General features: G+C 71.5%; 10 protein-coding genes. 6 read left to right on the forward strand and 4 right to left on the reverse strand.

What is annotated here, in order from left to right:
* Positions 1-205: 205 nt before the first annotated feature.
* Positions 206-2,554: a HelD family protein gene (locus tag ACFYWM_RS12675; protein WP_389912956.1), complete on the reverse strand. Its 2,349-nt coding sequence runs from the start codon at positions 2,552-2,554 to the stop codon at positions 206-208.
* A 202-nt stretch (positions 2,555-2,756) separates the two neighbouring features.
* Between ACFYWM_RS12675 and ACFYWM_RS12680 the strand changes: the two genes are divergently transcribed.
* From ACFYWM_RS12680 to ACFYWM_RS12705, 6 genes are all read left to right on the forward strand, one after another.
* A complete protein-coding gene (locus tag ACFYWM_RS12680) occupies positions 2,757-3,953 on the forward strand; it encodes an ROK family protein (RefSeq protein ID WP_389912959.1) in 1,197 nt (398 codons plus the stop codon).
* Between the two features lie 134 nt (positions 3,954-4,087).
* On the forward strand, positions 4,088-5,431 hold the full coding sequence (locus tag ACFYWM_RS12685) for an extracellular solute-binding protein (protein ID WP_389912962.1): 1,344 nt from the start codon (positions 4,088-4,090) through the stop codon (positions 5,429-5,431).
* A 6-nt stretch (positions 5,432-5,437) separates the two neighbouring features.
* Complete coding sequence (locus tag ACFYWM_RS12690; protein WP_389912965.1) at positions 5,438-6,379, forward strand: carbohydrate ABC transporter permease; 942 nt, start codon at positions 5,438-5,440, stop codon at positions 6,377-6,379.
* Positions 6,376-7,278, forward strand: a complete 903-nt coding sequence (locus ACFYWM_RS12695) for a carbohydrate ABC transporter permease (RefSeq protein ID WP_389912968.1) — start codon at positions 6,376-6,378, stop codon at positions 7,276-7,278. Before ACFYWM_RS12690 ends, ACFYWM_RS12695 begins: the two co-directional genes overlap by 4 nt.
* Complete coding sequence (locus ACFYWM_RS12700) at positions 7,275-8,534, forward strand: 6-phospho-beta-glucosidase (protein ID WP_389912972.1); 1,260 nt, start codon at positions 7,275-7,277, stop codon at positions 8,532-8,534. The genes ACFYWM_RS12695 and ACFYWM_RS12700 overlap by 4 nt, the downstream gene beginning before the upstream one ends.
* Entirely contained in the window at positions 8,531-9,502 is a 972-nt protein-coding gene (locus ACFYWM_RS12705) for an N-acetylglucosamine kinase (protein ID WP_389912974.1), read from the forward strand. The genes ACFYWM_RS12700 and ACFYWM_RS12705 overlap by 4 nt, the downstream gene beginning before the upstream one ends.
* A gap of 127 nt (positions 9,503-9,629) precedes the next feature.
* Here the strand turns inward: ACFYWM_RS12705 and ACFYWM_RS12710 are convergent, their stop codons facing one another.
* The 3 genes from ACFYWM_RS12710 to ACFYWM_RS12720 form a co-directional block, all read right to left on the reverse strand.
* Positions 9,630-10,565, reverse strand: a complete 936-nt coding sequence (locus ACFYWM_RS12710) for a nucleoside hydrolase (RefSeq protein ID WP_389912977.1) — start codon at positions 10,563-10,565, stop codon at positions 9,630-9,632.
* A gap of 115 nt (positions 10,566-10,680) precedes the next feature.
* Positions 10,681-11,157 (reverse strand): Lrp/AsnC family transcriptional regulator, encoded by a 477-nt coding sequence (locus ACFYWM_RS12715; protein ID WP_389912980.1) that lies wholly within the window; start codon positions 11,155-11,157, stop codon positions 10,681-10,683.
* Between the two features lie 94 nt (positions 11,158-11,251).
* Positions 11,252-12,874, reverse strand: coding sequence for an ATP-binding protein (locus ACFYWM_RS12720; protein WP_389912983.1), 1,623 nt, complete (start codon positions 12,872-12,874; stop codon positions 11,252-11,254).
* Between the last annotated feature and the right edge of the window lie 94 nt (positions 12,875-12,968).

Below are 12,968 nucleotides of genomic sequence, written 5' to 3' on the forward strand. Positions count from 1 at the left end.
CGGTCCTGCGCCTGGCTGTACGGACGGGGTGAACCCCCGTCACGGGCGCAGGAGACGGCGATGTCGAATGGCGGCCGACCGGCCAGTCCCGTGCTGGACTGGGCAGCAAACTACCGAGCCCAGCGCAGATGTCAACCGTGTCACTAACTGCGGAAACATCAAGTTTTCGCAGCTGGGACATGATCGACGAGAGCCGTCAATGGTCTCATGTGATCCGATGTCCCTCAAGTCGAGCGAGCGCGTCGGGAAGCGGACCGTCGTGCACGACGCCAAGCCGCCGGGTGGCGCGGGTCAACGCCACGTAAAGGTCGCTCGCCCCGCGCGGGGACTCGCCCAGGATCAGCTCCGGTTCGACCACGACGACCGCGTCGAACTCCAGCCCCTTGGCCTCGGCGACGGTCAGCACCGCCACCTGCGCGTCCAGGGCCGCCGCGCCCGGCCCGGCGACCGCGCCCTCGACGGATCGGACCACGACCTCCCCGTACTCCCCGGCGCGCGACTCGGGGACGATCACGACGAGCCGCCCGCCCTCGACGACCTCGGCCTTGACAACCTCGCCGAGGGAGGCCGTCGGGGATGCCGCCCACGGGCGCGCCCCCGTCTCCCTGACCGAGGCCGGGGCGGTCAGCGCCGGGTCGACCAGGGTGAGCACGTCGGCGGCCACGGCCATCAGCTCGGCCGGGGTGCGGTAGTTGACGCTGAGGGTCTCCTCGCGCCAGCGCCCCGAGACGTACGGGTCGAGGACCCGGCCCCAGGAGCGCGCCCCGGCCGACGAGCCGGTCTGGGCCAGGTCGCCGACGATCGTCATCGACCGCGTCGGGCAGCGGCGCATCAGCATCCGCCAGTCCATCGGCGACAGCTCCTGCGCCTCGTCGACGATGACGTGACCGAAGGCCCAGGTGCGGTCGGCCGCCGCGCGCTCGGCGGTGGTCAGGAAGACGTCGTCGCCGAGGTGGCGGGCGGCGAACTTCTCGGCGTCCATGATGTCGGACAGGCCGGTCAGCTCCAGGACCTCCTTGGCGTAGGCGAGCTGGTGCTGCCGCTCGTCGAGCGCGGCGGCGCGCTGCGCGGCCTGCTCCTCCTCGGCCATCCAGGCCCCGGCCCGCAGCACCGCGGGGTCGATGTCGCCGAGCAGCTCGGCGGCCTCGTCCAGGAGCGGCACGTCGGACTCGGCCCACCAGTTCTCCCCCGTGCGGGGCGGCTCGCGCAGCATCAGCTCGCGCTCGGCCTCGCCGAACTCGGCGGCGGCGTGGTCGAGGCGCTCGCGGGAGGTGAACAGGCCGATCAGGAGCTGCTGCGGGGTGACGTAGGGCCACAGCCGGTTCAGGGCCGCCTTGACGGGCCGCTCGGTGCGCAGGTCCTCGCGGATGTCGGCGAGCTCGTCGTCGTCGATCATCCCCTTGCCGAGCTGCCGGGCGGCCTGCCGGGCGAGCGCGTTGAGCAGGTGGCGGACGAAGACGGCGCGGGCCTCGTTGTGCGCCCTCTTGGAGCGGGCCGCCCGGTTGCGGGCGGCCTCCAGGACGCTGCCCTCCAGCCGGAGGGTGTAGCGGTCGAGCTTGATCTCGATCGGCTTGCGCGGCACCCGCTGCCGCTCGCGCACGGCCCGCGCGACGACCTGGGCCATCCGGGCGTCGCCCTTGACGCCGGCCACCTCGGGACGCTCCTTACGGCCGGGGACGACCCCCGGGTACAGCTCCGAGACGGTCGACAGCAGCACGTCGGTCTCGCCCAGGGAGGGCAGCACCTGCTCGATGTAGCGCAGGAAGGTGAGGTTCGGCCCGAGGATGAGCACACCCCTGCGGGCCAGCTTCTCCCGGTGGGTGTAGAGGAGGTAGGCGGCGCGGTGCAGCGCGACCACGGTCTTGCCGGTGCCGGGACCGCCCTGCACGACGAGCACTCCGTTGAGGTCGGAGCGGATGATGCGGTCCTGCTCGGACTGGATGGTGGCGACGATGTCGCGCATCCGGCCGGTGCGTTTGGCCCCCAGGGAGGCCAGCAGCGCGGCCTCCCCGTTGAGGGTGGCCACGTCCTCCTCGGTGAGGCTGTCGAGGTCGAGGAGGTCGTCGTCGATCCCGATCACCTTGCGGCCCTTGGTCTGCAGGTGCCTGCGGCGGGTGACGCCCATCGAGGCCGCCGGGGTGGCGCCGTAGAAGGGCTGCGCCACCGGCGCCCGCCAGTCGATCAGCAGCCTGCGCTGGTCGTCGTCGGCCATGCCGATGCGGCCTATGTAGAGTGAGGTGTCGTCGGCGTTGTCGAGCCGGCCGAAGCACAGGCCGTTCTCGACCGCCCACAGGCGGCCCAGGCGTTCGGCGTACATCCCGGCGAAGCTGTCGCGCTCGGAGCGGTTCTGATGCGTGCCGCCACTTCCGCCCTGCGCGAGGACGCCGTCCAGCTGCCGCTGGGTGCGCTCGCGCAGCAGATCGAGCCGGGCATAAAGGCAGGAAACATACTCCTGCTCCCGGGCCAGCTCGATTTGACGGGTTGCCGTCGCTCCATTATCGTTGCTAGTAATGGGATACTCCGGGCCATTGCGCTGGTTGTTATGACAAACCATCACCTTAGCAGGTCCGTCGAGAAGTCTACCCACCCCTCGGTCATCACAGCTTGATTGCGGCGCCCCCTGCCTTCTTGACGAAAATCCGCCGGGTTCCTTACATTCACTCGAAGTTAGGAAAGTTTCCTAACTTTGCACCATCCGTGGACGCTCCGTTCGCGGATGCGTCAATCGTGGATGCAAGAACCCCCGCGGAGGATCAGTGGCCCAGCCGACGCCCGGCACTCCCAGCCTGCTGCGCGCGATCAACGACCGTGCCGCCCTGCAGGCGCTGCTGGAGCGCGGCCCGCTGACCCGCCCGGAGATCGGCGCCCTCACCGGCCTGTCCAAGCCCACCGCCTCCCAGCTCCTCATCCGCCTCCAGGAGGCGGGCCTGGTCGTGCTCGACGGCATCCGCGAAGGACTGCCCGGCCGCACCGCCGAGGTCTACCGGCTCAACCCCGCCGCCGCGCACGTCGCCGCGCTGGACGTCACCCGCTCGGGCATCGACGTCAGGGTCGCCGACATCACCGGCGCCGTGGTCGGCGAGCACCACCTGCCCAGCCCCGGCCGCTCGGGCGGCGACGCGCTGGAGCGGGTCCGGGCCGCGCTGGAGGGCGCGGGCGCCCCGGCGGGGCTGCGGCGCGTGGTCATCGGCGTGCAGGGCACGATAGACCCGGGCACCGGCAAGATGGCGTACGCCACCAGCAAGGACATGCCCGGCTGGCACATCCCCGACCTGGTCCGCACCCTCGCCGACGGCCTGGGCGTGCCGGTCGCCGTGGAGAACAACGTCAACCTCGTCGCCCAGGCCGAACAGGCGCACGGCGTGGGCCGCGGCCACCGCGACTTCGTGCTGCTCTGGGCCGACGAGGGCCTCGGCGCCGCGCTCGTCCTCGGCGGGCGGCTGCACCGGGGCGCCACCGGCGGCGCGGGAGAGGTCGGCTACATGCCCACCCCCGGCGCGCCGACCGCCAGGGAGACCGGCCGCTACGCCAACCACGGCTACCAGGCCCTCACCGGCGGCCCGGCGGTGCTGAAGATCCTGCGGTCGTACGGCGTGCGCGGCACCGCGCCCGCGCAGGCGGTGCTGAACGCCGTGCGATCCTCGGCCTCCACCGGCAGGCGCGCCGACGACGCCCGCGCCGGGCTGCGCGACATCGCCTCCCGGCTGGCGGTCGGGCTGGCCGCGATCACCTCCGTCGTCGACCCCGAGATCATCGTGCTGACCGGAGGCACCCTCCTGGCCGGCGGCGACACCCTGCGCGAGCTCGTCGAGCACGAGCTGCACGCGCTCACCATCCCCCGGCCCCCGCTGCTGCTGTCGACCGTCGAGGGCAACCCCGTCCTCGCCGGCGCGCTCGACCTCGCCCTCGCCACCGCCCGCGACGAGGTCTTCAGCTCCACCGTCCCCTCCTGATCCCCCTCCGCCCACCACGCAAAGCCCCGTAGGAACCCCAGCCGGCTCCACAGTCCCCTCCTGCCCCTCGCCGCCCACCACGCAAGCCCCGTACGGACCCCAGCCAGCTCCACCGCCCCCAGGAGGCAGCCGTCGTGCACCGACGCTTTCTCGCTTTCGCCCTGGCCACCCTGACGGCCACCACCCTGACCGCCTGCACCGCGGGCACGGAGAGCGCGCCCGCGCTGGGCTCCCAGCCCAAGCCCTCGGGCTCCGCCTCCGCCGCGCTGCCGGCCTCCACCATCGAGCTGTGGCACGGGTTCTCCGCGCCGGCCGAGGTGAAGGCGTTCGAGGACGCCATCGCGGGCTTCCGCACGAAGTTCCCCCAGATCACCGTCAAGCTGGTCAAGGGCGTGCAGGACGACCAGATCACCCAGGCGGTGCGCGGCGGCAAGGCGCCGGACGTCGCCTCCTCGTTCACCACCGACAACGTGGCCCAGTGGTGCCGCAGCGGAACGTTCCAGGACCTCACCCCGGTGATCAAGCAGGACGGCATCGACCTGTCCGTGCTGCCGGAGGTCTCGCGCTCCTACACCGAGTACGAGGGCAAGCGGTGCGTGATGCCGCTGCTCGCCGACGCGTACGGGCTCTACTACAACAAGGCCCTGATGAAGGGCGAGCAGCCGCCCAAGACGCTCTCGGAGCTGACCGCGCTGACCAAGAAGCTCACCGTCCGCGACGCCGACGGGAACATCAAGGTCGCCGGGTTCGTGCCGAGCTTCCAGTACTACGAGAACTCCGCCTCGCACATGGGCCCGATGGTCGGCGCCACCTGGTACAAGCCGGACGGCACCTCGGCGGTCGGCTCCGACCCGGCGTGGAAGGAGCTGCTGCGCTGGCAGAAGGAGCTCGTCGACTGGTACGGCTACGACAAGCTGGAGAAGTTCCGCAAGAGCCTGGGGCAGGAGTGGTCGGCCGACCACCCCTTCCACAAGGGCAAGATCGCCATGGTCCTGGACGGCGAGTGGCGCAACGCCATGCTCGCGGGCGAGGCCAAGCACATCGACTACGGCACCGCGCCGCTCCCGGTCTCCGACTCCAAGCCCGACCTGTACGGCAGCGGCTTCACCGCGGGCACCGTGATCGGCGTGCCCAAGGGCGCCAAGAACCCGCAGGCCGCCTGGGAGCTGGTCAAGTATCTGACCACCGACACCTCCGCGCTGGTCACGCTCTCCAACGCGCTGCGCAACGTGCCGACCACCAAGGCGTCGCTGGAGTCGCCCGACCTGGTCAAGGACGCGAACTTCCAGACCTTCCTCGACATCTTCGCCCACCCGAAGACGAGCACGGTCCCGGCCAACGTCAACAGCACCTTCAACCAGGAGTCGCTGCAGGAGTTCCTGGTCAAGTGGGAGAACGGCTCGGCCACCGACCTCGACGCCGGGCTCGCCGCGGTCGACAAGCGCCTCGACGACAAGATGAAGCTCTCCGGGGGCTGATCCTCGATGAGCACCGTCCACGCCGCGCCGCCCAGATGGCGGCGCGGCGAGGGCCTCAAGGCCCTCCTTTGGATGTCGCCCTGGCTGGTGGGGTTCGCGGTCTTCTTCGCCTACCCCCTCGCGGCGACGGTCTACTTCTCCTTCCACCGCTACGACCTGTTCACGCTGGAGTTCGTCGGCCTGGACAACTACCGCTACTTCCTGGTGGACGACCGGGCCTGGGTCTCCATCAAGAACACGCTGTGGCTGGTGGTCCTCATGGTCCCCGCGCAGGTGCTCTTCGGGCTGGGCGTGGCCTGGCTGCTCACCCGCCTGAAGTCGGGCGTCGGCTTCTTCCGCACGGTGTTCTACCTGCCGTCGCTGATCCCGGTGGTGGCCGGCACGGTCTCCTTCGTGTTCCTGCTGAACCCCTCGGGGCCGCTCAACCAGTTCCTGGAGTTCTTCGGGATCGCCGCGCCCGACTGGTTCGGCGACAAGGACTGGTCCAAGCCCGGCCTGACGATGCTGGCCATGTGGGGCATCGGCAACACCATGATGATCTTCCTGGCCGCGCTGCTGGACGTGCCCAAGCACCTGTACGAGGCCGCGGCCATCGACGGGGCGGGCGCGTGGCGGCAGTTCAGGAGCATCACGCTGCCGACGATCTCGCCGGTGCTGATGTTCTCGACGGTCACCGGCGTCATCTACGCCCTGCAGTACTTCACCCAGGCGATGATCGCCTCCCGGGTCGCGGCGGGGGTCACCGACTCCCCCGGCAGCAGCTTCGTGCCCGGCTATCCGGAGCTGTCGACGCTGACGCTGGCCCAGTGGCTGTTCCACGTGGGCTTCCGCGACTTCAGCATGGGGTACGCCTGCGTGCTGGCCCTGCTGCTGTTCGCGTTCTCCACGGTCTTCACCCTCATCCTGCTCCGCAGGTTCCGCGCGTTCGACGAAGGAGGCGACCGGTGACCACTGTGAACACTGTGGCCACGAGACCCGCCGGGGCCTCCGTCCCCGCCCCGCGCCCCGCCGCGCGCGGCCCGCGCGGCCGCGCGATCCTGTACTGGATCGCCACCCACGCCATCGCCATCGCGCTGTCGCTGATGTTCGTCGGCCCGCTGGTGTTCGTGGCGCTGACGGCCGTGATGAGCAACGACCAGGCGCTCACCGGCGACCTGTGGCCCCGTACCTGGAACTGGTCCAACTTCGCCGACGTTTTCGCCAGGTCGCAACTGCTGGCCTGGCTGGGCAACACGTTCCTGTACGCCGGGCTCGGCACCGCGTTCGTGCTGCTGTCGTCGATCCCGGTGGCGTACGCGATGGCCCGCTTCCGCTTCCGGGGGCGCAGGCTGGCCTTCCTCGCGGTCATCACGATGATGATGCTGCCGCCCCAGGTCGTCGCGGTGCCCGTCTATCTCATCTGGGCGCGCCTGGACCTCACCGGCACGCTGTGGCCGCTCGTCCTGCCGATGCTGTTCGGCGACGCCTTCTCCATCTTCCTGCTGCGGCAGTTCCTGGTCAGCATTCCCAAGGAGTACACCGAGGCCGCCAGGGTGGACGGCTGCTCGGACTTCCGGACGCTCGTCAGGGTGGTCCTGCCGATGGCGCGCCCCGCGATCGCGGCGGTGGGTCTGTTCCAGTTCTTCTACTGCTGGAACGATTACTATGGTCCGCTGCTCTACGCCTATACGAACGAGGCGAACTGGACGCTCTCCCTCGGGCTGGCGTCCTTCCGGGCACTGCACAGCGTGCAGTGGAACCTCACCATGGCGGCGACGCTGCTCGTCATGGCCCCGGTCATCATCGTGTTCTTCTTCGCCCAGAGGGTCTTCATCGAGGGCGTCACGCTGACAGGAGTAAAAGGGTGAAACTCGCCGTTGTCGGGGGCGGCTCGACGTACACGCCGGAGCTGATCGACGGGTTCGCGCGGCTGCGCGACGAGCTGCCGCTGACCGAGATCGCGCTGGTCGACCCGGACGTTCACCGGCTGGAGCTGGTGTCGGGCATGGCGCGCCGGATGCTGGCGCGGGCCGGGCACCCGGCCACGGTCCTCGCGACCACCTCGGTCGAGGAGGGCGTCGCCGGGGCGCACGCGGTCCTGCTGCAGCTGCGCGTCGGCGGCCAGGCCGCGCGGAACGTGGACGAGACGCTGCCGCTGGAGTGCGGCTGCGTCGGCCAGGAGACGACCGGCGCGGGCGGGCTGGCCAAGGCGCTGCGCACGGTGCCGGTGGTGCTCGACATCGCCGAGAAGGTGAGGAGGCTCGCGCCGGACGCCTGGATCGTCGACTTCACCAACCCGGTCGGCATCGTCACCAGGGCGCTGCTCGAGGCAGGGCACCGGGCCATCGGCCTGTGCAACGTCGCCATCGGCTTCCAGCGCCGCTTCGCCGCGAACCTGGGCGTCGCCCCCGAGCGGATCTCGCTGGGCCACGTCGGCCTGAACCACCTCACCTGGGAGCGTTCCGTCCACCTCGACGGGGTGGACGTGCTGCCGAAGCTGCTGGAGAGCCACGCCGAGGAGATCGGCCGGGACGTCGGCCTGCCCGCCGCGCTCCTGCGCCACCTGGGCGTGGTGCCCTCCTACTACCTGCGCTACTTCTACGAGCACGACCTGGTGGTGGAGGAGCAGCGGACCAAGCCCTCGCGCGCGGCCGAGGTCGCGGCGATGGAGAAGACCCTGCTCGAGCTGTACGCCGACCCGGCGGTGGACACCAAGCCCGAGCTGCTGGGCAAGCGCGGCGGCGCCTTCTACTCCGAGGCCGCGGTGGCGCTGATCGCCTCGCTGGTCGGCGACCGCGGCGACACCCAGGTGGTGAACCTGCGCAACGACGGCACGCTGCCGTTCCTGCCCGACGAGGCGGTCATCGAGGTCCCGGCCACGATCACCTCGGCGGGCGCGGCCGCGCTGCCCGTCGCCCCGCTGGAGCCCCTCTTCGCCGGGCTCGTCGCCCACGTCACGGCGTACGAGACGCTGGCGATCGAGGCGGCGCTGCACGGCGGCGAGGACCGCGTCGCCGACGCGCTGCTGGCCCACCCGCTGATCGGCCAGGCCTCGCTCTCCGGCGACCTGGCCAGGCGCCTGATCGAGGCCAACCGCGGGCACCTGTCCTGGGCGACCGCGTGAGAACGGTCCTGGCCGTCGACGGCGGCAACAGCAAGACCGACATCGCGCTGGTGGCCGAGGACGGCTCGGTCCTCGCCACCGGGCGCGGGGGCGCCTTCCAGCCGCAGACCACGGGGGTGGGCGTCGCGATCGACGTGATCGGCGACGCCGCGCGCTCGGCGCTCGGCCCCGGCGCGACCGCGCCGTACGCCGACCACGTGGCCGCCTACGTGGCGGGCGCGGACCTGCCGGTGGAGGAGGAGGCGCTGCGCGCGGAGATCCTCTCCCGGGGGTACGGCGGGGAGGCGACCGTCGGCAACGACACCTTCGCGCTGCTGCGCGCCGGGGCCTCCGGGCCCGCGGGGGTGGCCGTGGTGTGCGGCGCGGGGATCAACGCGGTGGCGGTCTCCCCGTCGGGGGAGGTGGCGAGATACCCGGCGCTGGGACGGCTCACCGGCGACTGGGGCGGCGGCCTCGGCCTCGGCGAGGAGACGCTCTGGCACGCGGTGCGCGCCGAGGACGGCCGAGGCCCGGCGACCGATCTGGTCACCGGGGTCCGCGAGCACTTCGGCACCCGTACCGTCGAGGAGGTGTCCCTCGCCGTCCACTTCGGCGAGCTGTCCTACGGCAGGCTGAACGAGCTGGTGCCGGTGCTGATGGCGGTCGCGGGCCGGGGGGACGGGGTGGCCCGCTCGCTGGTGGCCCGGATGGCCGAGGAGGTCGTCGTGCTCGCGGTGGTCGCGATGCGCCGCCTGGACCTGCTCTCCGTCCCGATGGAGGTGGTCCTGGGCGGCGGCGTGCTCACCGCCCGCGACCCGCTCATGGGCGAGCTGCTGGAACGGGGCTTCGCCGAGAGCGCGCCGCAGGCCAAGCTGATCGTCGCCGACGTCGCGCCCATCATGGGCGCCGCCCTGCTGGGCCTGGACGCCCTCGGCGCCACCGAGGAGGCCAGGGCCCGGCTGCGGGCCCACTTCCACGCCCTGACCTGAGGTTTCCTGAAATATTGTGACATCGCGCCGCGCACGGCCCGCGTCGAGGGACGCGGGCCGCGGCGCGCGGGGGCACGGGTCGTGGGACGCGGGCCGCGGCGCGCGCGGAGGGGCACGGAGAGCGGCCTCAGGGCCCGATCGTCTTCGCGACCCGGTCGTAGACGGTGAGCAGCAGGTCCCAGAAGCGGCCCACGTCGAGTGAGGTGCCGACCAGGGCGTTGGGGGCGCGGCCCCGGAGGGCGAAGTCGGTCACGGTCATCCCGGCGGTGAAGCGGCCCGCCGTCTCGACGTCCACGACGGCCGGTTCGAGGGTGATCAGCGACGGGTCGATCAGGTGGGCGATCGCGCAGGCGTCGTGGATCGCGGGCCCGCCCTCCTCGGTGATCACGCCGTAGAACCGCACGCACGGCAGGAGCAGATCGGTGCCGAGCCTGCCCATGGCCGCCATGCGCTCCGCCACCGCCCGCGTGGTCACGGCGCCGCGGCTCACGTCGAGGCCGATCATGTTCACCGTCCAGCCCGCGCCGAAGACGACCGCGGCGGCCTCCGGGTCGGCGGCGATGTTGAACTCGGCCGCGGGAGAGAAGTTGCCCCGCGTGTAGGAGCCGCCCAGGATCGTGAGTCCCCGCGCCCAGCCGACGATCGCCGGTTCCCTGAGCACGGCGAGCGCCACGTTGGTCAGCGGGCCGATGGCCACCAGGGTCACCTCACCCGGGGCGGCCCGGAGCGTCTCGACGATGAAGTCGGCGGCGTGCCCGGAGGCCGGCGGGAGCGAGGCCGGGGGCAGCAGCGCCTCCCCGAGGCCGGAGTCCCCGTGCACCCCGGCCGCGTTCACCGGGGGACGTAGAAGGGCGCCCGCGCTGCCCGCGACGACCGGCACGCCGCCGAACCCCAGGAACTCGCGGAGCCGCAGCGCGTTGTCGGTGGTCCTGGCCAGCCCGACGTTGCCGCCGACCGTGGTGATCCCCAGGATCTCCAGCTCCGGGCTCCCGTGGGCGAGGACGAGCGCCAGCGCGTCGTCGATCCCCGGGTCGCAGTCGATGATGATCTTTCTGGGAGGCACCCGTCCAGCTTGGGGCAACCACCACATTCCCGGCAAGCCGCGGACGGCCTCCCGAGGAGGTGAGCGATCACCGCGCCAAGGCCCCTCGAACCCGCCGGGAGCATCCCCGAGACGGTCAGGGGCGCTCCTCGGGCCTCCCGCCGTCCTCGCCCACCGGCTCCGGGGTGCGGTGCTCGTACGGCGTGCTGAGCACCACCGTCGTGCGGGTGGAGACGTTGGCGGCGGTGCGGATCTGGTTCAGCAGCTCCTCCAGCGCGATCGGCGAGGCCACCCGGACCTTGAGGATGTAGCTCTCGTCCCCGGCCACGCTGTGGCAGGCCTCGACCGCGCTCAGGTGGGCCAGCCGCTCGGGGGCGTCGTCGGCCGCCGCCGGGTCGATCGGCTTGATGGAGACGAACGCGGTGAGCGAGAGCCCGATGGCGTCGTAGTCGACGAGCGCGGCATACCCCCGCAGCACGCCGCGCTTCTCCAGCCGGCGCACCCGCTGGTGCACCGCCGACACCGAGAGCCCGGTCTCCCTGGCGAGATCGGTGAAGCTCATCCGGCCATCCCTGGCCAGCAATGTGACGATACGGCGGTCGATCTCCTCCATCCGGTAAACGGTAACGGCATTCGGATACGGTGCGTACCGTCCGCGTGTCACGGCACGGTCCCAACCGCGATCTCCGCGGAGTCCTCCCGTCCGGTCACGACACGTTCCCGGCCGTGATCTCCACGGGGTCCTCCTGTCCGGCCTCTCCCTCACCCTCGCCCACCCGCTCCGGCGCGACGGCCTCGGCGGGCAGCGTGATGACGAAGCGGGCCCCCTCGGTGTAATCGGTGTCCAGCCGGATCGTGCCGCCGTGCTGCTCCACGATCTTCCGGCAGATCGCCAGGCCGATCCCGGTGCCCTCGTAGGCGTCGCGCTGGTGCAGCCGCTGGAAGATGATGAAGATCTTGTCTGCGAAGTTGGGCGAGATGCCGATGCCGTTGTCGGTCACGGTCATCCGCACCTCCCCGTCGAGCCGCTCGGCCCCGATCTCGATCCGGGGCGTACGGCCGGGGTCGCGGAACTTCAGGGAGTTGCCGATCAGGTTCTGCCAGAGCATCACGAACTGGGTCCGGTCCCCGACGACGGTGGGCAGGTCGCCGACCTCGATCTCGGCCCCGGACTCCTCCACCGCCGCGGAGAGGTTGGCCAGGGCCCGGCCGACCACGTCGTTCAGGTCCATCTCGACGGGTTCCCTGCTGATCCGCCCGACCCGGGAGAAGGTGAGCAGCTCGTTGATGAGCACCTGCATGCGCTTGGCGCCGTCCACGGCGAAGTCGATGTAGGTGTTGGCCCTCTCGTCGAGCTGGGAGGCGTACCGCTGCTGGAGCATCTGGCAGAACGACGCGATCTTCCGCAGCGGTTCCTGCAGGTCGTGCGAGGCCACGTAGGCGAACTGCTCCAGTTCGGCGTTGGAGCGCTTCAGCTCCTCGGCCTGGGCGGCGATCCGCACCCGGGAGCTCCGGGCCTCCTCCAGCTCGGTGACGATGCGCCGGCGCATCGCCTCCATGTCGTCGGCCAGCTCGGCGAGGTCGGTGGGGCCGCCGGTGTCGACGTGGTGCGCGAAGTCCCCCATGGTGACCCGGCGGGAGGCCTCGCGCAGGCGGCCCAGGGGGCCGAACACCGCGCTCCTCAGCAGCACCGCCACGGTGACGATGGTGACCAGGAAGGCGGCCAGGATGCCGAAGAAGGTGGCGTCCCTGATCTTGCGGGCGACCTCCAGGTCGGCGCGGGCCAGCTGCCTGGCCTGGGCCCAGGCGTCGTTCTGGGCGACGAGCCCCCTCCTGACGGCGTCGAAGGAGCGCTTGCTCTCCTCGGCCTGCGCGGGGCTCACGCTCTCCGGGCCCTCGGCCCTGACACTCGCGATCATCGGCTCCGCGTAGCGGGTCCGCCAGTCGGCGGCCAGCCGCTGCACCTCGTCGAGCGCCCGCAGCGGGGCCGCGCCCGGCGCCAGCCGCTCGATCTGCGACGACACGGCCAGCTGGTCGCGGAGCCCGTCCGTGTACGGCTGCAGGAACTCCTCCTTGCCGCTGATGACGAAGCCCCGCACCCCCGTCTCCTGGTTCAGCAGGGTCGCCTGCAGGCGCTCCGCCTGGATCCTGCCCACCGAGATGTGGTCGATCAGCCGGTTGGAGGCCGACGCCGCGTTCCGCAGGACCGTGGCGCCGACGATCGCCGACACCCCCAGCAGGAGGGTCATGGCGAGCAACACGACGTTGAACCACGTCTGCGCGCTCCAGCGGCTCTTGCGGGATCCGCCCGGAGGTGTCTCGGTGGTCATTCGGCCTCTCACTTCACACGGTGTCGTCCCGGCGGGGCCGTGGGTGCCCGGCGGGGTGGACGAAAGATACCGGAAGCGGCCGACAGGCACGCGC

The sequence above is a fragment of the Streptosporangium sp. NPDC002721 genome, assembly GCF_042888905.1.
Taxonomy (GTDB): domain Bacteria; phylum Actinomycetota; class Actinomycetes; order Streptosporangiales; family Streptosporangiaceae; genus Streptosporangium.

What these genes read in the sequence shown, in the direction of transcription:
- ACFYWM_RS12675 (WP_389912956.1), bottom strand. Translation starts at nt 2,554, where the DNA reads ATGGTTTGTCATAACAACCAGCGCAATGGCCCGGAGTATCCCATTACT.
- ACFYWM_RS12690 (WP_389912965.1), top strand. Translation starts at nt 5,438, where the DNA reads ATGAGCACCGTCCACGCCGCGCCGCCCAGATGGCGGCGCGGCGAGGGC.
- ACFYWM_RS12715 (WP_389912980.1), bottom strand. Translation starts at nt 11,157, where the DNA reads ATGGAGGAGATCGACCGCCGTATCGTCACATTGCTGGCCAGGGATGGC.
- ACFYWM_RS12720 (WP_389912983.1), bottom strand. Translation starts at nt 12,874, where the DNA reads ATGACCACCGAGACACCTCCGGGCGGATCCCGCAAGAGCCGCTGGAGC.